Genomic DNA, 22,216 nt, shown 5'->3' with positions numbered 1-22,216 from the left:
GTCGGGCCAGCGCCACAAACTCGGAGCGGAGGGACATAAGATTCCTTGTGTTCCAGGGCATGAGACACCTCACAGAGACCTCCGTGAGGTGTAACCCATGTCCCCGAACACCTGTTACCTATGTCCCCGGTCCATACACTTCGCCGGGGGAGAGGGTCGGGGTGAGGGGGGCTCTTCGAGCGAAAGCAATCAAAACCGCGCCGAAAAATACTCGCCGCTACGCGCCACGCTCACCGGCGCATCGAATAGCGCCTCCAACCGTTCCTCGCTAAGCATTGCTCGCTTCTCGCCATCGTCGAACAGGCGGCCGTCGCGCAACATCACCACACGCTCGATGTCCGGCAGGATTTCCTCGATATGGTGCGTAACCAGCACCAAGGTCGTGCCGTGTCGGGCGAGGCCGCGCAGCGTTTCGAGGAAATGCCGGCGTGCCGCGGGGTCCAGTCCTGCGCAGGGTTCGTCCAGCAGCAAGGCGCGCGGTCGATGCGTCAGCGCACGCGCAATCAGGACGCGCCGGGCCTCGCCGGTGGAGAGGCTGGCCATGTCGCGACCGATCAGCTGTTCGGCGCCCATCAGGCGCAGCGCGTCCAGCGCGTGCTCGCGCATGGCCGGGGTGACCTGATGATCCAGACCCAGCCCGCGTGCCGCGAAAAACGCCGACACCGTTGCGTCGAAGACCTCCAGTGGCGTATCGCTGGTGTAGTCCAGCTGCAAGGCCGGCGAAACGATGCCGAGCAGCTTGCGCAGGTCTTCTACCCGCCAGCGTTCGCGGCCATAGATCTGCACCTGCGAGTTGCCATCTTCGCGTGCCAGCGGATACATCTGGCGCGCGATCAGCTTGACCAGGCTGGATTTACCCGAGCCGTTCGGACCGAGGATCGCTGTGTGCTGGCCTTGCTCGATGCGTAGCGCCGGCAAATCCAGCAGGATGCGTCCGCCGCGCAGCACAGTGGCATTGCGGATTTCCAGCAGCGGCGCAGCCGGCGCGATCGACAGCTGGTTCATTGGCCGGCCGCGTCCAGCGCTTTTTGCTCGCGCTCGGCTTGCTGGTCGCTGAGCTTCTGCACGTCCTTGGCTTTCTGTTCGGCTTTCTTCATGCCGTCCCATGGTGTGGTCGTGCGTGCCGCCGGGGCATCGGCGGCTTGCGGTTGCGGCGGTTTGCCCGAGCAGGCAGTCAGGGCGAGCATGCACAGCAACACAGCGAACTGTTTCATGAACGTTGCATCCTCGAGGGCGGCAGAAGATACAGTGTCCCGCTCTGCGGTCGCGGCGCGCAAGCGGAGGCGTTGGGGTTGTTAACGCGGACTACGCAAATCGCATGAACTGGCCTTAAGCTACGGCTATGAACAACCGCATCGATGCATGGCAACTGCAAGGCCATACCGCGCTGATTACCGGCGCAAGCAAGGGAATTGGCTACGCCACGGCGCGTGAACTGGCAGCGCTGGGCGCCAACCTCCTGCTGGTCGCGCGTGATGAGGATCAGCTCGAACAGGTCCGCGTGGATCTGGCGGACGATTTCGAGCATATCGATGTGCTCGCCTTCGGTGCCGATATCGGCGATCACGAGGATCGCATGGCGGTTTTCGACTGGATCGCCGATCTCGGTGCGCCGTTGTCGCTGCTGGTCAACAACGCCGGCGGCAACCGGCCCGATGCCACGCTCAACTACGACAGCCAGACCTATCGCGAGCTGTTCGAGCTGAACCTGTTTTCGGCTTTCGAGATGTGCCGTCTGGCGCATCCGCAATTAGTGCAGCATGCCAATGCGGCTATCGTGAATGTGGGCTCGGTATCGGGCATCACCCATGTACGTACCGGTTCGCCTTATGGCATGACCAAGGCGGCGCTGCATCAACTCACGCGCAATCTTGCGGTGGAATGGGCGGTCGACGGCATTCGCGTCAACGCCGTGGCGCCTTGGTACATCCGCACCCAGCGGTCGGAGCCTGCCTTGGCCGACGAGGATTACCTGGACGAAGTGCTGGACCGCACGCCGCTGCGGCGCATCGGCGAACCGGAAGAGGTCGCCGCAGCCATCGCTTTCCTCTGCTTGCCGGCTGCCAGCTACATCACCGGCCAAGTGCTTGCCGTCGATGGCGGTTTCCTCAATTACGGGTTCTGAACTGGCCCGAAGGTCTCAACGACAAAGTCGATAAAGCACCTCAGCTTGGCGGTGGGGCGGCGGTCGGCCGGATAGATCAGGTGCATCGGTCGCGACGGTGGCTCGCATGCTGGCAGGACGCGCGTCAGGCGTCCTGCGGCGACATCGTCGGCGAGCAGGACCTCGGGCTGCATGATGATGCCCAAGCCAGCCAGGGCGGCGCCGCGAAGCGCCTGGCCATTGTTGGCGACGAAGCGGCCATGGACCGGGACGTCTTCATTGTGGCCGTCATGGCGCAGGCGCCAGCTGTGCTTCGTGTGCCAATAGGCGAAGCCGAGGCATTCGTGCCGCGCAAGTTCCCCCGGCTCGCGCGGTATTCCGGCACGTGCGAGATAGTCTGGCGATGCGCACAGCCACATGCGATACGGTTGCAAAGGCACGGCGATCAGGCCCGAGTCGGCCAGCGGGCCGATACGAATCGCCGCTTCGTAGCCTTCCTCGATCAAGTCGATGACACGATCGCCTAGCGCAAGATCGACTTCGACGTCGGCGTAGCGCTTGAGAAAATCGGCCAGGGCAGGCGCCAGGCGCTGACTGCCGAACGATACGGGCGCATGGATGCGCAGCACGCCGCGCGGTGTGGCACGCAGGGCGTGGATGCAGGCATCGGCCGCTTCGGCATCGGCAAGCAATTGCCTGCAACGCTCGTAGTAGAGCTGGCCGGCTTCGGTCAGCGATTGGCGCCGTGTGGTGCGCTGGAGCAATCGTGCGCCGACGCGCTCTTCCAGAAAGCGAATGTGCTTGCCCACCATGGTCGGCGACATCCCGAACTGCTCGGCGGTAGCGGTGAAGCTGCGCTTTTCTGCGGTATGGACGAAGACGGCCATGCTGGTGAGGCGGTCCATCATTACGTACCTGAGGTTTTAAATAAAAGCACTGGAGGTGACTTTATCAAATAAGAGGCGCTTAACACACTTGCCGCCACCTTCATTCCTAAGGAACCCGCCATGTCCAACATCGATGCCACCGTTTCCTTGCGCGACCGTGGCCTTGCCTTGCTCGAACAGCTTCATGGCGGTCATGCCGGCGAGGCCATGGTCGAGGAGCTGCGCGATGTGTGTCCGGACTTTGCCGATATGACGATCGATTGGGCGATCGGCGGGATCATGGCGCGCCCCGGGCTGGACCTGGTCACGCGTGAGCTCGTCCTGGTCGCTTCCTGCGTGACGCTCGGCTATGCGACGCCGCAATTGCAGGCGCATGCAGAAGCGGCATTAAAGGTGGGAGCAAGCAAGGAGCAACTCGTGGAGACGGTGTTGCAGCTGACTTTCTATGCGGGCGGGCCGGCAGTGCGCAATGCGCTGGTATTGCTCAAGAAAGTCTTTGCGCAAGCATGAGGTTGGTTATCCACAGCCTGTGTGGATAGGAGATGGATAGGTCTGTGGATAGGGTTCGCAAGCGGTTGCTGCTGTTGAGGTTTCAGCGTGGTGACGAAATTTGCGCCTGGAGTGAGCACCCATTCCTAAGACCTTACCGTGAGGTACGCCTGTCGCGACTGAAGTCGCTCCCACAACACTAGGCGGTGCCTGGCCTACTTGTGTGGAGCGACTTCAGGGAACCTCTAAAAACCTCGCGGTCGCCCGAATATAGCGAAAGCGGATCCTATCGTTGTGGGAGCGACTTCAGTCGCGACAAGGACTTGCGGTGAGGCACGATTGTCGCGACTACAGTCGCTCCCACAGAAAGCAAGTTTTTCGAGGTTCCCTTCAGTCGCGACAGGCGCCACAAAAAATTCGCGCTCGCCGAGAAGCCAGGGCTGTGCTTATCCGTTGCAATTCCCCAACTGCCCAAGCAACTGCCGCTCTCTTCGTTCCAAGGGTGGCCGGTCGCTCTTGAACGCCCGGCGCAATTTACGTTCGACATCGTCGTATGCGTCGCGCAAGGCCTGGCAGGTTTCGCCGTAGCTCAACTGGCGGCAACGATCTTGCACCCACACGAAGTTGTTGCCGACCAGGTTGGGGTCGATCTTGCCCCGGTGCAACTCGGGCGCCGATGCGCCGCCTCCACCGCCCGGACCATAGACCTGCGATAGCGGGCGCGGCGCCGCGCCGAGCACGCCGAACGGCGCCAGATAAGGCTGCGGATCGCCGTTCTCGCTGAGGTAGCTCTTGCCGTCGGTAGCCTTGATGCAGGCGAACATGGTCGGCAGCGGGGCACCGGGCGCGGGAGGTGGGCTGGGCGGTTCAGGGGGGCTTGCCGCAGTCGGCGGCGGCGCAGTCGGCTGGACCTCGGGAGGCGGGCCGGTGTCGTCGCTCAGGTCCAGTCGCTCCTGCTTCAGGCCTTTCGCGCAAGGCGCATCCTGGTAGCTGATCGCCCCGTTGGGCGCAGTGCATTTGTAGGCTGCGCCAGCGAGTGCGGTTCCCGGCAGAAGCAATAACAGTAACCATCCAAGCCCGCGCATCAGAACTCCGCGACGTGTTCCTCGGCGGCGAACCCGAGCGCCACCGCTCCTTCACCGACATTGACCATGCCCGTGATGCTCATGGGCGACTCCATCAATGCGACACCGCATGCTTCGCAAGCTGCCTTGAGGACGTCATAGCCGGGCAACTTGGCCAGCTCCGCCGGGTCGCCGCCGAAGCTCAGGCTGACCGCGGGCACCAGCAGGCCCGCATGCACGCGTTGGGCAGCATAGTTGAAGAGCGTTTCGGCGCCGTGCTCGAAGCCGCGCACCTTGCCGACCGGGGTCGTGTCGCCGCGATAAGCCCGGATCAGGGGCTTGATATCCAGCGCTGAGCCGAGCACTGCGCTGACGAGTCCGACGCTGCGGTCGCCCTTCTTCTTGGCCCGCGCGCGCAGGTAATAAAGGTCGCGCGGCAGCATGTAGCCATAGGAGTTATTGGCGATATGCGTCAGGCGTTCGCGGATGGCCGCCGGGGTTTCTCCGGCGTCAATCAGGCGCGTGGCCTCGACAATGGTCGGTGCGGTGCCGACGAACAGATTGCGCGTATCGATGACCCGCATCAGGAACGGTCCGGTGAGCCCGGCTTTTTCGCGTACTTCGCGGTAATGCTTCAGTACCGCGAAGCTGGCTTTGATTACGTGCTCGTTGATCGGGCTGCGCGTGGCGGTAATGGTCAGGCAAAACACGCAGTCGCGTTCGAGTACCAGCTTGTCCAGAAACAGCCGTTGCACTTCCTCGACCGAGCAAGGTTCGGTTTCGGCCGAATGGCCACGGCTGCCTAACTTCTGCTGCAGGAATCGCGCCTGCTCGGCCGGGTTGCGGTCGTCCATGAACACCTTGTCGTCGATCCGTACCGTGATCGGCATGACAGTGATGTCGTGCTCTTCGAGAAACGCCTGCGGCAGATCGCAGGATGCATCGATCGCCAAGCCCATGCGCATCGGTCGTCCCCTCCCGTTTTGTGGCGGAACATAACACGTGGCGAGATTATTGCCGACTTGTTGCAGGGGCTGTGACGGGCGCTTGGGCTGGGTCGCTCCCGACGGTTATGATGGCAGGCACAAGTGGCTTATCGCCGGTGTGGCGTCACCGGTAATGCGCGCTCCCGCAGGGGGACCGTGCCCGACCCTGAAAGGGCCTATGAAAAGCAAACAGGACATCGTCAGCAACTGGCTGCCGCGTTATACCGGCACGTCGCTGGACCAGTTCGGCCAGCACATTCTCTTGACCAACTTCGGCCACTACGTGGATCTGTTTGCGCAGTGGCATGGAGTGGAAGTGCAAGGTCGGGACCGGCCCATGCCCAATGCCACGGCCGACGGCATCACCTTGATCAATTTCGGCATGGGCAGCCCGAACGCCGCGACCGTGATGGACCTGCTTGGCGCAGTCAAGCCGCAGGCCGCGTTGTTTCTCGGCAAATGCGGCGGTCTGAAAAAGAAAAACCAGATCGGCGACCTGGTGCTGCCGATCGCGGCGATCCGCGGCGAAGGTACGTCCAACGACTACCTGTTGCCTGAGGTGCCGGCGCTGCCGGCCTTCCAATTGCAACGCGCCGTTTCGACCATGATCCGCGATCTCGGCCACGACTATTGGACAGGTACCGTCTACACCACCAACCGCCGGGTCTGGGAGCACGACGACGCGTTCAAGGCGTATCTGCGCCGCACCCGTTCGATGGCTATCGACATGGAAACGGCAACGATCTTTGCCGCCGGCTTCGCCAATAGCATTCCCTGCGGTGCGCTGCTGCTGGTCTCGGACCAGCCGATGATTCCCGAAGGGGTCAAGACCGAACTCAGCGATCGGAGCGTAACGGCCAACTTCGTCGAGTCGCACATCCGCATCGGCATCGAGGCGCTCAAGCTGGTTCGTCGCAACGGACGCAGCGTCAAGCATCTGCGTTTCGAGGACGACGCTGGCGAGATCTGAAACAGTCAGTAAGTAAAGACTTTCTCCAAAGAAAAGGCCGCCGGAGGTCCGGCGGCCAAGGTTTGGGGAGTGCCCATCGCAGCCACCGTTCCAGGTGGCTGCGATGTCGAACGCTTTACAGGCTAAAGTCGTAACGCGCGCCGAGGCGGACGTAACGCGGATCCTGGTACGAACGCGGACGGAAGCAGTCGATGCTGGTCACGCCCGAAGCATTTTCGCAGGATTCGAAGTACTGCGTGACGCGCTGCTTGCCGAGCAGGTTGAATACGTCGGCAGACAGGGTGACCTTATGATCGAAGAAGGCCGGCTGCCATGCCGCGCTCACGTCGATCGTGTACGTCCACGGCGTACGACCATAGGAACCGCGAGGAGCGGGCTGGCCATTGCAGTAGAAGTATGCCGCGCCGTAGCCCACGGCGTCGCCACCGAAGGCCTGCGGGCGTGCACCGATACAGCTGATCGGGTAGCCCGAGGCAATACGCGTTACGGTCGAGAAACTCCACTCCTCAGTCGGCTTGTACGTGCCCAGGATGCGCAACTGGTGCTTCTGGTCGTTCGCCAACGGACCGTTGGTGTTCTCCATCAGCTCAGGCGAATCCCAGCTTTCCGTGGTGGACACGTCGGCCTGCACGATATCGGAGTCGAGCTGACCTTCCGAGTTACCGTAGCTGCGCGAGAAGGTGTACTCGATGCGGCCGTACCACTTTTCGCTGAACTGATGTTCCGCGTAGAGGTCGAGCATATAGTACGAACGCTTGGCCTTCGGCTCGCCGATCTGGGCAGCTGTGAGCGGCACGCTCAGATACTGGCCGGCAGCCGGCGACAGCGTAAAGGTGTTGGCCACACCCGGGTTGTACAGCCAGCAACCGGTACTACGCGCGATACCGTCACGGACCTGCTGACCCAGGCCGTTTGCATCGCCCCAGGCGATCAGCGGACGCGAATCGCAATCGTCGTCGATCAGGCTGCGCAGCTTGCGGTACATCGCCTTGACGCCGACAGTCCATTCCGGGGTCAGCTGCTTGTCAGCACCCAGGATGTATTCGTCCTGGTAGTACGTTTTCAGGTTCTGCGCCGACACCGTCTTGGCATCCGGCGGTACACCATTCTCACCATTGGCATAGAACAGGCCGGAGTACGGCGCGCCCGTGCTCAAGCCAGTCGGTATACCGGTGACCGGATCGATGCCGGTGAAGCTGTAGTACACGGTCGGGAAGGTCGACGGACCGGCGCCTCGGACGGCCACCGAGGTCGGCAGACCCAGGTGATAGCGACCGGCGTTGGCGTACACCTTCAAGGTGCTGTCGCCATACACGTCCCACACGATGCCCAGGCGCGGATCCAGCTGGTTACGCTCCTTGGCATAGGCCTGGCCGACACCGTTGTAGTTGGTGAACTGCTCGTTGCGCAGACCGATGTATGCCAGCCAGCGATCGGTGATCTGCCAATGATCTTCGGCGAATTCCGAACGCTGAGCCGTGCGCGCCGAGGTGCCGGTGGTCAAGCCGGTCGACTCGACGTAATAGCCATTGGCGAAGTCGGCGGGGTTGTACAGGCCCGGGTCGAGGCCGAGATTGATCAAACGCTGCTGGATGGCCGAACCATCGCCCAGGTCGTTGTAGCGCCACTGGGTGCCGCCGACCGGAGAACTGCCCCAGGTCGCGCGCAGCTGATAGTTGTCCATACCAGCGCGCAGGTCATGGCTGCCCAGGCGATATTCGACGTTGAAGCTCCAGCCGGTGGTGCTGTCCTTCGAGCCGGGGGCCAATACGGTTGCATTGCCGAACTGGCAGCTCGGTGCCGGGTCGGTCGCTGCGATAGCACGGTTGTCGGCGATCGACGGGCAAGCTGTGCCGCCTGCTGCAGACGTAACGTCCTGCTCGTGCTTGGCGTTGCTCTTGCCGTACATCGCATTGATGGTCAGGTCGTCGGTGATGTAGCCGGTGTAATGGCCTACATACACGTTACCGCCGGGCGTGCCGTTGGTTTGGGTGCCGTTGTAGTTCTTGGTGTACTGGTGACCGAGGTAGCTACCCACCTGACCGGTACCGTAGTTGTAACCATAGATCGACGAATCGGTGGTTTCATCGTCGCCGAGGGCGGTGAATTCGATGATGTTGTTGTCAGTGATGTTCCAGTCGAACTTGGTCAACCAACGCGTAATTTTGTTGCTGTCGTTCTGCACCGAATTGGTCGGCGGCGCGCCGGCCGACGGGGTGTAGAACTTGTCGGTGGAGTGGATCATGTCCGCTGCGCCGAAGAAGAACAGCTTGTCCTTGATCAGTGCGCCACCGATCGAGCCGGAGTACTGCAGGCTCTCGTTATCCTGCGGAGCGAACGCGTTGCCAATCTGGTACTGCGTGCCATTGCGACGGAACACATTACGCGGCGTCTGGGCGAGGCTATCCGGTGCCCACAACACCTGGAAATCACCCTTCCATTCGTTGGTACCGCGCTTGGTCACCACGTTGATCACGCCGCCGGTTGAGCGACCGTATTCAGCACCGTAACCGCCGATCAGCACCTGCTCCTGATCGATCGCGTCATACGGCAACTGGCGCGAGCTCACGCCGGTCAGCGGATTGGTGACGGAAAAGCCGTTGATGTAGTAGGCGTTTTCCGAGGCGGACGAACCGCCGAAGGAGAGTGCATTGCCGTAGCCGCGTGCTGCCGGCGTGGTACCGGGAGCCAGCAGCGCGACCGAGCTGATCGAGGTGCGGGCGATCGGCAGCTTGGCCAGCTGGTCGGCGTTGATCACGGCGCGCGAGTCGACCGACGAAACGTCGATCGAGGGCAGCGCATTGCCGACGACCTGCACCGCAGACAGATTCTGCGCATTGGCCGTGCTGGCTTCTGCGGCGAACGAGACCTCGGTACCCTGGCTGATCTGGGTCTGCACGTTGTCGCGTGAGGATACCGTCGAGCCATTCTTGACCAAGGATACCTTGTAGGTACCGATGGGCAGCGAAGCAGCGCGATAACGGCCGCTGGAATCGACGGTGATGTCACGCTTCAAACCGGTGCCGATGCTTTCGATATGAACGGTATCGCCGGCTTCGGCCGTACCGAAAATCGAGCCGGTAGCATTACTTTGTGCGATGGCGGTACCCGCCGACGCGCCGAGCGCGAGCGTCACCGCAAAGGCGATCGCTTGGCGCTTGATTGGAAAACCATTACGAAACTGCATCGACTCACCCTCCGAAATTTAGAGTGGTCAGCTCAGGCCTGTGCGACCTGGCCTCCCCAAAAGCTGCAAGTTTTTGTTTTTCCGCACTCATCCGCGCCACCTCAGCTCGCGCTGCGGTAACGGGAAAAGCTCGGCATTGAAAGAAGACTCCCCTGCGCCAGCGGACTTGTCCCCAAAATCGAAAGTTCTGGCGCGGATTCGACACTACGATGCGTGGAAAAGTTACGCAACGGTTATAACGACGACAAAAACTTGTCGAAAAGGCCCGTTGGCACTTTTCTTGCGTCGCAAATTTTTGAACGACATGCGACCGATTTGTGGGTGTGATGCGGGATTTAGTGCTGTTTTGTAAACGAGTGCCGCAATAAGGTTCGATTAACAGCAATTAATTACGCGCTTGGTTAAGAGGTGGCGCATTAGCTTGCGGTCTGTTTATGCGATTTATTAACCAATAGTGAACAAAAGGCGGGCGCCAAGGTAGGCAAATGAAAAAGCCCGCCGTGTGGCGGGCTTTCCTTGAGCTGACGGAAAGGCAGCCGGGCTCAGTAGCGTGGAACGGTAGGATCGATCTCACGAGACCAGGCGTCCATGCCGCCTTCGACGTTGTGCACCTGGCTGAAACCGTGAGCTGCGAATCGTTCGGCTACGCCCTGGCTGGAAATACCGTGGTGGCAGATAAAAGCCAGTGGCGTGTCCTTCGGCAGGGCAGCCAGTGCTTCGTAGCCTTCCTCTTCCAGCACACGCGCCTGTGGCAGCGCCGCCGCCGCGGCGAGCCCATGGGCCGGGCGCACATCGATCAAGGTGATGCTGCCTTCGGCCAGCCGTTGCTTGAGTTCTTGCACGGTGATCGAGCCGATGGTCTGTGCACCTGGGAATTTCAGGCTCAGGCCCTCCCCCTGCACGGTGGAAACCCAATCGATTACGATGCCCTTGGCGCGCTGCGCACTGCCGGGATCGAAATGCACCTCGATACCGTTGGACGTCACCACAATGTCGTGGTCGCCGGCCGGCGCCAGCTGGAAGCCGGCGCTATGGTCGGGGCCGATCTCCAAGTGCAGCGCCACACCCTGCGCGCTGGCCGTGCCCTGGCGGATCGCCTCGGCGGCCTTATCGGTAATCGTGATTTCCGGCGGAGTGCGGTCCGGCGGTGTTGCGCCAAACAGCTGATGCAGCTCGCCGCTGCCGTACATTTGCCGAATGATGTCGGCACCACCGACCAGTTCGCCTTCTACGTAAAGTTGCGGAATCGTCGGCCAGTCGCCGTAAGCCTTGATGCCCTCGCGGATCTCCGGATCCTCCAGCACATTGACCGTGTGGTAATCGGGCAGCAGCTCATTGAGGGTATTGGTCGCCGCAGCCGAGAAGCCGCACATCGGCTGTTGGCGAGTGCCCTTCATGAACAACACCACGCGGTGGTCTTTGAGCAGGGTTTCGATGCGGGCGCGGGTGGCGGTGTCGAGGGACATGGGGGCTTCCGGCAAGTTGGGCTGAAAAGAGGATGATACTCCTCATATGGGCACGAGGCGCCCATTGCAAGGCTATTTAGGGACAAGGGGTGAGTAGCGAGGGCGCACAGATGAGCACTGCTACGAGCTTTTGCTATACGACGGCGCTATCGCAGGTTTACAGCCTGGCGCCAGTCGTGCGGACTTGCGCCCTCGCTACTCGTCCCTCCCCCCTTTTGTCACGCCGCCGGTCGCAACTCCGACAAATCCCGGTACCGCCTTGCCAACGGGGCAAGGGCCAGCGCGGCGGCGGGCGAGGGTAGGACTAGCTCGCGGCTGGCCCGCCCCAGGGCCGCTGGCTGCTCGCTCCAGTGCAGCAGTTCCATCGCGCCGGTGTCGTCCTCGACCAGGGCAGTGCAGTGCTCGACCCAGTCGCCGTCGTTGAGATACAGCACTCCGTCGATCGCCCGCACATGACCGAAATGGATGTGTCCGCAGATATGCCCATCGAAACCCCGCTCGCGCGCGTCGGCCGCAACGCGCGCCTCGTAGGAGCGGATGTAGTCCAGCGCCTTGCCGATATGCGATTTGATGATGATCGATAGCGGCAGGTAAGGCAGTTCCATCCGCTGTCGCATCTTATGTACGCGGCGATTGGTCCAACAGATAAAGCGATGCATGACCTCGCCCAGATGGACCAGCCAGGTCCGGCCGACCTGCTCGGGGTCGAATTCGTCGCCATGGCTGACCCGGTAGCGGCGGCCATCGGCACCCTCGTGGACGGCATCCAGGGCGATCTTGACCCCGCCGAAGGTCTGGCCGGCCAAGCCACGCATAGGCGCATCATGGTTGCCGGGGATATAGGTAACGTCGACGCCACGACGCGCCATGTCGAAGATTTCCGCCAGCACCGCACTGTGATCGGCGTGCCACCACATGCGCTTGCCAAGGGCTTCCATATCGACGATGTCGCCGACGAGATAAAGCTTCTCGCAGCGCAGACTGCGCAGGAAATCGAGCAGGTAGCCCGCCTTGCAATCGGGCGTGCCCAAGTGAACGTCGGAAATAAAGGCGGCGCGGCAGCGATAGGTGATCATGGCGCTCGACTCCCGGTGGTTTACCCGGGATGCCAGACTGCCCGAATCACGTCTCCGTGCGATGGCGGGAAGGTTGCAGAGCTGTTGCGACGCATCACGGCTGCCTGTTCACTGCAGCCTCCGGCGGCAAACCCTGGGAGCAGGTTAGGCAAGTGCGAAGGGCCGCAACTTCCCTCAGCCAGGCTGTCTCTCCCGGGGCTTTGCCGGGGGAAAGGGCTGGGGTAGGGGGCGGCCAGCTGCGGCCGAGCGATCACATCTTTGCGAGAGCCTGCTTTGCCGCAGACATCGCCGCCTCGGTCCAGCGCGCATACTGTTGCGCCGAAGGATGCAGTCCATCCTCGACCACTTCACTCGGATGGGCGCGCGACAGCCCCGTTACATCGACCCAGGTCACGCCCCGTTCGGCGCAACATTGCTGCGCGGTCATATTGAACGCATCGATCTCGCGGGCGATGCGCTCGAGATCGCGTCCCGATTCCCGACCGAACGCGGTAACGCCCCAATCGGGAATAGACAGCACAAAAACGCGCTGCGGCCGATGGCCGGCCAGTTCGATGGTCCGTAGCAACAGTTGCTCGAACTCGACCCGGTAATTGTCGATACCGCGACCGCGGTACTGGTTGTTGACACCAATCAGCAGGCTGACCAGATCGTAAGTCGGCACCAGCGCCGCGGCGTCGATCGCCGCAGCGAGTTCGTCGGTCGCCCAGCCGGTCGTCGCGACGATCTGCGGATCGTCGAATCGAAAACCTTGCGTCCGCAAGCAGGTGCACAGTTGTGCCGGCCAGCGTCCCGTTTCGGGTACGCCCTCGCCAATCGTGTACGAATCGCCCAACGCCAGATAACGCATGCGGTACTTCAGGCTACCGCGGCAGCTGTACGCGGCGCTTGCTCGGCGGCCATGCGTGACAGCACTCGCTCGATGCGCACGAACACCTCACGCAACTGATCCGGCGGCGGCAGCAAGGTCAGGCGCAGGTGCCGGCTATGCGGCACGTTGAAGCTGCTGCCCGGTACCACCAGCACCGATTCTTCTTCCAGCAGCCGCAACGCGAAAGCGTTGTCGTCGAAATCGGCCAGGCGATCGGCGCGAACGCGCGGGAACGCATATAACGCCCCTGCCGGTGCGACCAGGTCGAGAAACTCGCTTGCCGCCACGCCTTCGAGCACGGCACGCCTTGCTTCATGCAAACGACCGCCGGGTGCGGTCAGCGCGCCGATGGTCGGCGCGCTCTCCAGCGCCGGCCGCACCGCCCACTGCGCCGTGACGTTGGCGCATAGGCGTAGGGCTGCAAGGAGCTGCAGGGCGTCGCGATAGTCCGCGCTGCGACTCGGGTCGCCGGAAAGACTCATCCAGCCTACGCGATAACCGCATGCGCGGTGCACTTTGGACAAACCGCCGAAGCTCACACACGGAATATCGCCGGCCACTTCGGCCAGTGGCTGGAAGACCGTACGGTCGTAGAGAATCTCGTCGTAGATCTCGTCGCTGAAAAGCAACAGCCCATGCCGTGCGGCGATCGCGACGATTTGCTCCAGCAATTCGCGCGGATAGACCGCGCCGGAGGGATTGTTCGGATTGATCAATACCAACGCGCGCGTGCGTGGCGTAACCAGCGATTCGATCTCGGCCGGGTCGGGCAGGTGGCCGTTTTCGGCCTGGCACCGATAGTAGCGCGGCTTGCCGTCATTAAGGATGGTCGCGGCGCTCCACAGCGGATAGTCCGGGCTGGGCAGCAGCACTTCGTCGCCGGGTTGCAGCAGGGCGCGCAGGCCGAGGTCGATCAGTTCGCTGACGCCGTTGCCGACGAATACGCGTTCCATATCCACGCCGCGCGCACCGCGAGCGCACTGTTGGTGCACGATGGCCTCACGGGCTTCCTCCTGGCCTTGTTCATGGCCGTAGGCTTCGCTGTCGCGCAGATGCGCGGCAATCGCCTCGCGCAGATGCGCGGGTGTTTCAAAACCGTAACGTCCGGGGTTGCCGATATTGAGCTTGATGATCGGCAGCCCCGCCGCTTCCAGTTCGCGCGAACGCCGAGTCAGCGCGCCGCGGATTTCATAGCGCACCTCCGCCAGGTGGGCGCTGGGTTTGATCGAAGCCACTGCTTGGGTCCTTTGGCAGGATTCTCGTTTGCGCTTTGGATGCTAGCAGCGTTGAGCGTCCTGGGGGAGCCGGGAACTATCTCCTCCGTCCTCACCTATACGCTGCCTTACCGCTGACGGCCAAAAAACAGCCACTCCCGGCGACCCGCAGGCATAATGCTCCCCCATGACTGACTCCCAAGCGATCGAGCGCCTGCGCCGGATCGGCTGGCGTGGCGACACGCTGCCGGGCGATGGACGACGACTGGCACGCGTGGTGGCGCAGCATCGCGCTGGCTATGAGTTGCACGACGGCAGCAACCTGTTCGGTGCGCAGCCGGCAGGGTACTTCCTCAAGCGTGGACTCGATCCGGCCGAACGGCCGTCGGTTGGTGACTTTGTGGAGTTGGAAGAAGGACGTCCGCCGCATATCGTCAAGGTGCTCCCGCGGCGTACCTTGCTGTCCAGGGCAGCGGCAGGCGAGCGCTACGAGCGCCAGATCATCGCCGCGAATATCGATTACGTACTGGTATTGACCGGTCTCGATGGCGATTTCAATCCCGCGCGGATCGAACGCTATCTGTCGCTGACCGAGGGTTCCGGTGCACAGCCAGTGGTGCTGCTGAGTAAACTCGATACACGTGAGGATGCCGACGCGGTCATGGCGGCCTTGCGCGAACGCCTGCCCCCGGGCACGCCGGTGCATGCGATCAACGGCAAGGATCCAGCCAGCGTGGCATTGCTGTTGCCGTACCTCAAGCCGGGCGATAGCGCGGTGCTGGTGGGATCGTCAGGCGCGGGCAAGTCGACCCTCACCAATACGTTGCTTGGCAGCGAACGTATGGCCACGGGCGCGGTGCGCGAACACGATAGCCGCGGCCGTCATACCACCACGCATCGCGCATTGCTTGAATTGCCCAGCGGCGGTTGCCTGATCGACACGCCAGGCATGCGCGAGCTGAAGCTGACTGGCGATGAAAATCTCGATCTGTTTGCCGACATCGAAGCGCTGGCCGAAGGTTGCCGCTTTGCCGATTGCGGTCATGGCAGCGAGCCGGGTTGTGCGGTGCAGGCGGCACTGGATCGCGGAGAATTATCGGCCGAACGCTGGCGCAATTACCTCAAGCTGCGCGACGAGCGCGAAGAGCAGGCCGCCACGCTCGAGGCACGACTGCGCCGCCAACGCGGCGGCCGCCCGCCGGCACGACCGCATTCGCCACGTGGTTCGCGTGAACGAGAATAGCCCCTCGTTATCCAGGGATTTTGGGAATAGTATCGCCGAATGGTTGCCAAGCAGCGTTTGTCCTCTCTCGGCAGAGGTAGGTACCGGCGAGCGGTCTCGCCGAGGATGGGGTATTCGATGCGGATCGAGCCGCATCGCAGGAGCGTAAAATGAGCGCGCAGCCTCAAGTCGTTCCCGAATTGCAGCGTTACGCGGATCTCGATCATCGCCTGCTCGGTGCGGTCCGCGGTATTCGCATCCTGCCGACGGTGGCATGGCCGGCCTCGTTGGAAGACCGCATGATCGAGGGCTATGCGAAGGGGCGCTATACGCTCCCTGAGGTGCAATATCAGCGTCCCGATTTGGCCGAGGCCCGCGCAGAGCTTGCGGCCATCGAGCGCGAGGCGGGCGACGACGACCCCCTCGGCGAATACCTCAAGCGCACCGCCGAATCCTGGCGAATTGCCGCTGAAATGCTCGAAGCCGTGGGAACCGACGGTGTGACCGCGCCGTCGATTGCCCTGTACGGCCGACCTGGAGACTCGATTCCCGGGAGTAGCCGAAGCAACCTCGATGCTGCACATTACTTTGTCGAATTGGCCGACGAACTCGGTGCCGACCTGGAAGACGACGATATAGGCGCGAATATCTCCGCCGAAGCTCTGCGCACCGACCTGGCACGCGTGCTCGACGAATTCTTCGGTGCAGGTGTGATCAGCGTAGAGGTCGACAGCGAATTGACCGCGAAGGCCGCGGCCGGTGCCACACGTGTGCGCCTGCGCGGTGGCACACGCTTCAGCGAATACGACCGGCATCAGCTGCTGGCCCACGAGGCCTTCGTGCATTCGCTTACCGCCCTCAACGGCCGGGCGCAGCCACTGCTCGCTTCGCTGGCACGTACATCGCCGCGTGTGACGGCAACGCAGGAAGGTCTTGCGGTATTTGCCGAGCTGATGGCCGGCGCGATCGACATCTCGCGCCTGAAGCGCATCAGCTTGCGCATCATCGCCATCGATATGGCGCTCAACGGCGCTGACTTCGTCGAGGTCTACAAGTACTTCAAGGACTGCGGACAGACGCCGGCTGACAGCTTTCATTCCGCGCAACGCGTGTTTCGTGGCGTACCGCTTACCGGCGGCGCGGCCTTTGCCAAGGACAACGTGTATCTGTCTGGCCTGTTGGCCGTGCATACCTTCTTCCGTTGGGCTCTGAAGCAGCGGCGCATGGATCTGCTGCGCCATCTGTTCGCCGGCAAATTGGCCTTGCACGACGTCATGAGCCTGGAGCCTTACTTCGCCTCTGGTGCCATCGTCGCCCCCCGTTGGCTGCCGCCGTGGATGCAGCATGTGCACGGACTAGCCGGAAAGTTGGCGTTCTCGCTGTTCATCAATCATGTGCGGATGTCGAAGGTGGATGCGGAGACGCTTTCGGTGGGCGTGTAATTTAAGACTGGCTGCGATTTCTCGTGGGTTTGCAGATCATGGACATGATTGGGGCCTCCAGCACTTGCGGGGTGGTTTCTTTTGCCGGAACGAGGAGCATTCCTTAGTTTGTTGGAGTGATTTCAGGGAGCTTTAAAAACACTTCTCAATGATTCGGATTATCGAGAAAGCGTGTCCTATTGCGGTAGGAGTGAGTCTCGCAAGAACTTGCCGCTTGTATTGGCAGTTTCCTGGCGTTAGCTTTCGCAAAACCTTGACGCAATGTCTGGGTTTAACGGATTAGGGGACAATTTATGTGGCTAGGGAACCGGCGCGGAATGCGCTTGGTATGGTGCGCGCTTGTCTTGAGTTCGGTCTGGACGCATGCGTGGTCGCAATCTGCTGCAGTGACACCTGAAAGCGAGTTCCAGAAGCGCATCAAGGTAAGCGAGGACATCCAGCCCCTGGGTGAAAACCCTTTTGGCGAACTGCGGACCGTTCAGCGGCGTTGGATCGATTGTCGTAGAGTATATCTGATGTTCTTTCTCAGGCTAGATCGCTGAGTAGCTATATAAATGATTTAAGCTTGCCATATCAAGGGCAGAGTAATAATTCGAATATGTATGCAAATACCGTTTATTGGTCGCTGACGGGTCAAGGTCCTCCGCATCAGGATGAGTTTTTTGGGGGGGCTGATCATGTGATTCCCACGGGAAATCAAGGAGGAGACGGTAAATCCGAACAAATAATAGACCCTCTAACTGGCAATCCGAAGGGCGGTCCTTACAGCTTGGGTGGGTTGGATAAATGAAAAAATTCGAAACAATTACTCCTATTTTACTTGCGTTGGCTTTCTTTTCGCATTCCGTGGACGCGCAGGTCTCTAGTGCGAAGGAGTTGAACTCCTTTAGAGGTTATGAGGGAGAGAAGACATTTGATCAGATGTATGCTCCAAGTTTCCGATTGCCTGTAACAGAGGCTACTTTTCTAGATTTTTTGAAGAAGAAGGGGATGAGTTACGAAGTCTACTCGGAGCGCGGGCACGGTTTTTTTCAATTACCACACTTGATTTCTGGTGTCCAAGAGTCTGATTTTTCCAGGGTGTATGATGCTTGGGATCCTTCTTTATCGACAAAGAAGCGATCTGTACATTTTTTTGTCTATCTTGATGATGGAGGTATGGTGGTCTACGTTGAAAATAATTTCCAATATGTTGAGCCATGGTAGTATAAATTTAAACTGATCGATATAAACAGTGATACGGGGACTGTCTAGCGTAGTGATCGACGTAAATAGTCGGCGTTTCCATAAGCGGGTGCGGTCTCGTCCTTGAAGGCTGCGTTGTCTCCTCGCCTCACCCCGCTTGGGTCAGCTCTGAGTCATTGCCCGCAGGTCGGCCTCCGGCTGGGCGACGAAAACCAGGACGCCGAGGACGGCCATGTAGAACATGAAGGCGGCGTTCTGCCCGTTCCAGGTCTTCGATTGCCACATAAGAAACCATTCGCCGCCGATCACCATGAAGCCGAAGAACCACAGCATGAAACCCGTGACGCATCCGGCGATGACCAGGCGCTTGGCTTCGTTGAAACGGGCGCTATCCTTCTTACGTGCTCGCCACAAGGCGATGGCGCCGCCAAGCCATAGCAGGCAGGCAAGGCTTTCGATGGCGATGATGATCCCGTAGCCGACATGCCACGCGATGGGGTGGGGTATCGCCCGGTTCATCAGTGCGTTACCGGGGAAAGTCGTGTCCATTGACAGGACATGCTGCACGAAGAGGAAATTCGAACCGTAATCGACGATGTTGTTGAGTGCGGCGCTGAAGGCGAACGCCGCCAGCATGAGCGGTAGCAGGATCTTGGCGGTGCGGGTCGTCATGGTGTCTTGGTCCTGGAGAATGGCGTAGCTCGGCGCGAAGCGGTGGGAGACTCCCTTCGATCGTGCGGATTGTGCCTCACCCTAAGTCTGCGTCGCGACTGAAGTTGCCCTGCGGAAGAGTAAGATCTTTACGTTGTCTTCAAGGCCGTATGGCAAAGTCCCGGGCGAAACGGCAGAAAATATGTTATCGATGCAGCCCAACCGGAGGCGCGCCTGCGCCGTTGCTCGGGAAAGAGTGGACAGCTTGATCGTTGCCGAGCATGCAATGGGGAGTCGTCTTGCAATGGGCCGGGCCTTGTATCGGTAACTGCCGTCGAATGACATGTATCGATCGCAGTGGCTATGGCGATGTCGTCGGGTGGCGACCGCAGCGAGCAATCCGGCCAGGCAAACGGTCAGCCGTTTCCGGTGGTGGGCCTGGGTAGCGATTCGAATCTAACTGCGATTACCTGTTCCATCAGGATTTTTCCATGTTCAAGGAATGCCGGTGCCGGCGTGTCGTGGCGCCTGAGAGGTTAGAGGGCACGCATGCCAAATGCATGTGGTCCCTTGCCGATTAATCGGGTGGGTCTTATCAGCGCGATATTTCGTAAGAGTTCGCTTGCCAAGTAGCTTTCCGATGGCACAAGACTGTCTTGTGCACAATGCATGGCCATGATGCATTGCAATAAAAGTGAGTCGGTCAATAGCGCCTGGGGTGGCGCTAAAGCGGATGCTACTTTCGGGCTAGGTGGACGGCTGGGGTGCTAAGATGTCTCGTCTGACGGCGATTGCCGTCGCTCCTTCTTTTTTCTCTTCATAGCTGGACATTCATGGCCATTCCCGAGGATTTCAGGCAGGCAGCACTCGAGTACCACCGCCTTCCGCGCCCAGGCAAAATCAAAGTCACCGCGACCAAGCCCATGGTTACCCAGCGCGACCTGTCGCTGGCGTATTCGCCTGGTGTGGCGTATGCCTGCGAGGCCATCGTGGAAGACCCGCAGCAGGCCAGCGAGCTGACCGCGCGCGGCAATCTTGTCGCGGTGATCACCAACGGTACGGCGGTACTCGGCCTAGGCAATATCGGTCCGCTCGCCGGTAAACCGGTGATGGAAGGCAAGGGGGTGCTGTTCCAGAAATTCGCTGGCATCGATGTGTTCGACATCGAGATCGACGAAAAAGACCCGGACAAGCTCGTCGACATCATTGCCAGCCTGGAGCCGACCTTCGGCGGCATCAATCTGGAAGACATCAAGGCACCGGAGTGCTTCATCGTCGAGCGCAAGCTGCGCGAGCGCATGAAGATACCTGTATTCCACGATGACCAGCACGGCACTGCGATTATCGTCGGCGCAGCGGTGGTCAATGCGCTGGAAGTGGTTGGAAAGAAGATCAGCGACGTCAAGCTTGCCACGACCGGCGTCGGCGCGGCCGGCATTGCCTGCCTGGACATGCTGGTGGCGCTGGGCCTGAAGCCGGAGAACATCCTCGGTTTCGACCGCGACGGTGTGCTCTACACGGGTCGCGATAATATGGACCCGGATAAGCAGCGCTATGCGCGCGATACCGGCAAGCGCACGCTGGCGGAGATTGTCGAAGGCGCGGATATCTTCCTGGGCCTATCCGCGGGCGGCATCCTCAAGCCGGAAATGGTCGCGAGCATGGCCGAGCGCCCGATCATCCTGGCGCTGGCGAATCCGTCGCCGGAAATCCTCCCTGAGGATGCCAAGAAGGTGCGCCCGGATTGCATCATCGCCACGGGCAGGTCGGATTATCCGAATCAAGTCAACAATGCGCTGTGCTTCCCGTACCTGTTCCGCGGTGCGCTCGATGTCGGCGCAACCGTCATCAACGAGGCGATGAAGCTGGCGTGCGTGCGCGCCATCGCCGAGCTGGCGCGCATGGAGGCCGGCGATCTGGCAGGCGCCTACGGCGGCGATGTGCCGACCTTCGGCGCGGATTACCTGATTCCGCGTCCTTTCGATCCGCGCCTGCTGGTCATGTTGGCACCGGCGATTGCCCGCGCAGCGATGGATTCGGGTGTGGCCACCCGTCCGATCGTGGACATGGAAGGCTATGTCGAGAAACTCGACCAGTTCATTTACCGCACCGGCTTGATCATGAAGCCGGTGTACGAACGCGCCCGTGCCGACCGCAAGCGTGTGGTCTACGCCGAAGGCGAGGAAGAAACCGTGCTGCGTGCCGTGCAGACGGTGATCGACGAGAAGCTTGCTTTTCCGATCCTGATCGGTCGTCCGGATGTTATCGAGACCCGCATCAAGCGTCTGGGCCTGCGCATGCGCGAGGGCGTGGATTTCGAGCTGACCAATATCAACGACGATCCGCGTTTCAACGACTATTGGCAGCAATACCATGCCATGACCGAGCGTCGCGGCGTTTCCCCGGCGGCGGCAAAAAACCTGGTGCGTTCGCGTCCGTCCTTGATCGCCTCGATCATGGTTCAGCGCGGCGAAGCCGATGCCATGATCTGCGGCCTGGTCGGGCGCTATCACAAGAAACTGGGTTATATGCGCAGCGTGTTCGGGTTGGATCCGGGCGTCAGCTGCACTTCGGCGATGACCGGCGTGATCAACGACAAGGGCGCCTGGTTCTTCCTCGATACGCATGTGCAGATCGATCCGACGGCCGAGCAGATTGCCGAGGCGACGATGCAGGCGAGTTATCGCCTCAAGCTGTTCGGTATCGAGCCGAAGGTAGCATTGCTGTCGCACTCGAACTTCGGCAGTCACGACAATCCCAGTGCTGCCAAGATGCGCAAGGTCTACCAGATCCTGCGCCAGCGGCTGCCCAAGCTGGAAGTGGATGGCGAGATGCAGGCAGACAGCGCCTGGGACCAGAATGTGCGCAGCCTGATTTTCCCTAACAGCACGCTTTCCGGTCGCGCCAATTTGTTCGTGATGCCTAATCTCGATGCCGCCAACATCGCTTACAACATGGTTAGGGTGATGACCGATGGTGTGGCGATCGGTCCGATCCTGATGGGCGTGGATAAAGCTGCGCATATCCTCACGCCAGCCTCGACGCCTCGCCGCGTGGTCAACATGACCGCAATCGCCGCGGTCGATGCGCAGATTCGCGCGGCACAAAGCGAAAGCCGCCGTTGATGGAGATCGAGCCGAGGGCGTGCGCCCTCGGTTATCGCTGTACGCCGCCACATTTTGACACGGCTCTTTTTTGAGTCGTCCTTTGTGGTTGGCGACGCGGGTCTGACGTTATCGCTGATGCACACCGTCGGATTTGTAGGATGCTTACATAGAGATAGCGCTACAGCTCAACGCCATATGACAGCCTATTCTGCTGACTTCTTCGATTACTTCATGGAAGTCTCAGTATGTGGAAGCTTTCCACGGCTATTGGATGCGTACTCTGCTTTTCTTCGAT

Annotated in this window: 18 protein-coding genes; 7 read left to right on the top strand and 11 right to left on the bottom strand. The window is 60.9% G+C overall.

What is annotated here, in order from left to right; genetic code table 11:
• Positions 1-189 precede the first annotated feature (189 nt).
• Positions 190-1,005, bottom strand: a complete 816-nt coding sequence (locus VIM98_RS01175; RefSeq protein ID WP_331991256.1) for an ABC transporter ATP-binding protein — start codon at positions 1,003-1,005, stop codon at positions 190-192.
• Positions 1,002-1,214 (bottom strand): hypothetical protein, encoded by a 213-nt coding sequence (locus VIM98_RS01170; RefSeq protein WP_331991255.1) that lies wholly within the window; start codon positions 1,212-1,214, stop codon positions 1,002-1,004. The genes VIM98_RS01175 and VIM98_RS01170 overlap by 4 nt, the downstream gene beginning before the upstream one ends.
• A 128-nt stretch (positions 1,215-1,342) precedes the next feature.
• On the opposite strand from VIM98_RS01170, the gene VIM98_RS01165 reads away from it, so the two are divergent.
• Entirely contained in the window at positions 1,343-2,125 is a 783-nt protein-coding gene (locus VIM98_RS01165; protein ID WP_331991254.1) for an SDR family oxidoreductase, read from the top strand.
• Here the strand turns inward: VIM98_RS01165 and VIM98_RS01160 are convergent.
• On the bottom strand, positions 2,113-2,991 hold the full coding sequence (locus tag VIM98_RS01160) for a LysR family transcriptional regulator (RefSeq protein ID WP_331991253.1): 879 nt from the start codon (positions 2,989-2,991) through the stop codon (positions 2,113-2,115). The genes VIM98_RS01165 and VIM98_RS01160 overlap by 13 nt on opposite strands.
• A gap of 120 nt (positions 2,992-3,111) precedes the next feature.
• Here VIM98_RS01160 and VIM98_RS01155 point away from each other — a divergent pair, with 120 nt between their 5' ends.
• Positions 3,112-3,501 (top strand): carboxymuconolactone decarboxylase family protein, encoded by a 390-nt coding sequence (locus tag VIM98_RS01155; RefSeq protein ID WP_331991252.1) that lies wholly within the window; start codon positions 3,112-3,114, stop codon positions 3,499-3,501.
• A gap of 425 nt (positions 3,502-3,926) precedes the next feature.
• Here the strand turns inward: VIM98_RS01155 and VIM98_RS01150 are convergent, their stop codons facing one another.
• Together VIM98_RS01150 and VIM98_RS01145 are read right to left on the bottom strand one after the other, a co-directional pair.
• Positions 3,927-4,565 (bottom strand): DUF4124 domain-containing protein, encoded by a 639-nt coding sequence (locus tag VIM98_RS01150; RefSeq protein WP_331991251.1) that lies wholly within the window; start codon positions 4,563-4,565, stop codon positions 3,927-3,929.
• On the bottom strand, positions 4,565-5,509 hold the full coding sequence (locus VIM98_RS01145) for a DegV family protein (protein WP_331991250.1): 945 nt from the start codon (positions 5,507-5,509) through the stop codon (positions 4,565-4,567). Before VIM98_RS01145 ends, VIM98_RS01150 begins: the two co-directional genes overlap by 1 nt.
• 199 nt (positions 5,510-5,708) lie before the next feature.
• On the opposite strand from VIM98_RS01145, the gene VIM98_RS01140 reads away from it, so the two are divergent.
• Positions 5,709-6,500: an AMP nucleosidase gene (locus tag VIM98_RS01140; protein ID WP_331991249.1), complete on the top strand. Its 792-nt coding sequence runs from the start codon at positions 5,709-5,711 to the stop codon at positions 6,498-6,500.
• A 115-nt stretch (positions 6,501-6,615) separates the two neighbouring features.
• Here the strand turns inward: VIM98_RS01140 and VIM98_RS01135 are convergent, their stop codons facing one another.
• The 5 genes from VIM98_RS01135 to VIM98_RS01115 form a co-directional block, all read right to left on the bottom strand.
• Entirely contained in the window at positions 6,616-9,687 is a 3,072-nt protein-coding gene (locus tag VIM98_RS01135) for a TonB-dependent receptor (RefSeq protein WP_331991248.1), read from the bottom strand.
• Positions 9,688-10,229: 542 nt separating this feature from the next.
• Entirely contained in the window at positions 10,230-11,153 is a 924-nt protein-coding gene (grxD, locus tag VIM98_RS01130; RefSeq protein ID WP_331991247.1) for a Grx4 family monothiol glutaredoxin, read from the bottom strand.
• 218 nt (positions 11,154-11,371) lie between these two features.
• Positions 11,372-12,229, bottom strand: a complete 858-nt coding sequence (locus VIM98_RS01125; protein WP_331991246.1) for a UDP-2,3-diacylglucosamine diphosphatase — start codon at positions 12,227-12,229, stop codon at positions 11,372-11,374.
• A 250-nt stretch (positions 12,230-12,479) separates the two neighbouring features.
• Positions 12,480-13,079: an SGNH/GDSL hydrolase family protein gene (locus VIM98_RS01120; RefSeq protein ID WP_331991245.1), complete on the bottom strand. Its 600-nt coding sequence runs from the start codon at positions 13,077-13,079 to the stop codon at positions 12,480-12,482.
• A gap of 8 nt (positions 13,080-13,087) precedes the next feature.
• Positions 13,088-14,335, bottom strand: coding sequence for an aminotransferase class I/II-fold pyridoxal phosphate-dependent enzyme (locus VIM98_RS01115; RefSeq protein ID WP_331991244.1), 1,248 nt, complete (start codon positions 14,333-14,335; stop codon positions 13,088-13,090).
• A gap of 166 nt (positions 14,336-14,501) precedes the next feature.
• Here VIM98_RS01115 and rsgA point away from each other — a divergent pair, with 166 nt between their 5' ends.
• The 3 genes from rsgA to VIM98_RS01100 all read left to right on the top strand — a co-directional run bounded on the left by rsgA (position 14,502) and on the right by VIM98_RS01100 (position 18,184).
• Positions 14,502-15,557, top strand: coding sequence for a ribosome small subunit-dependent GTPase A (gene rsgA, locus VIM98_RS01110; RefSeq protein ID WP_331991243.1), 1,056 nt, complete (start codon positions 14,502-14,504; stop codon positions 15,555-15,557).
• Positions 15,558-15,706: 149 nt separating this feature from the next.
• Complete coding sequence (locus VIM98_RS01105; protein ID WP_331991242.1) at positions 15,707-16,978, top strand: flavohemoglobin expression-modulating QEGLA motif protein; 1,272 nt, start codon at positions 15,707-15,709, stop codon at positions 16,976-16,978.
• A gap of 786 nt (positions 16,979-17,764) precedes the next feature.
• Positions 17,765-18,184: a hypothetical protein gene (locus VIM98_RS01100; protein WP_331991241.1), complete on the top strand. Its 420-nt coding sequence runs from the start codon at positions 17,765-17,767 to the stop codon at positions 18,182-18,184.
• 141 nt (positions 18,185-18,325) lie between these two features.
• Here the strand turns inward: VIM98_RS01100 and VIM98_RS01095 are convergent, their stop codons facing one another.
• Complete coding sequence (locus VIM98_RS01095; RefSeq protein ID WP_331991240.1) at positions 18,326-18,835, bottom strand: DUF2165 domain-containing protein; 510 nt, start codon at positions 18,833-18,835, stop codon at positions 18,326-18,328.
• Between the two features lie 812 nt (positions 18,836-19,647).
• On the opposite strand from VIM98_RS01095, the gene VIM98_RS01090 reads away from it, so the two are divergent.
• Positions 19,648-21,939 (top strand): NADP-dependent malic enzyme, encoded by a 2,292-nt coding sequence (locus VIM98_RS01090; protein ID WP_331991239.1) that lies wholly within the window; start codon positions 19,648-19,650, stop codon positions 21,937-21,939.
• The last annotated feature ends 277 nt before the right edge of the window (positions 21,940-22,216 follow it).

The sequence above is a fragment of the Dyella sp. genome (assembly GCF_036568765.1).
Classification (GTDB): Bacteria; Pseudomonadota; Gammaproteobacteria; order Xanthomonadales; family Rhodanobacteraceae; genus GSA-30.
This window is presented reverse-complemented; position numbering and strand designations above follow the sequence as displayed.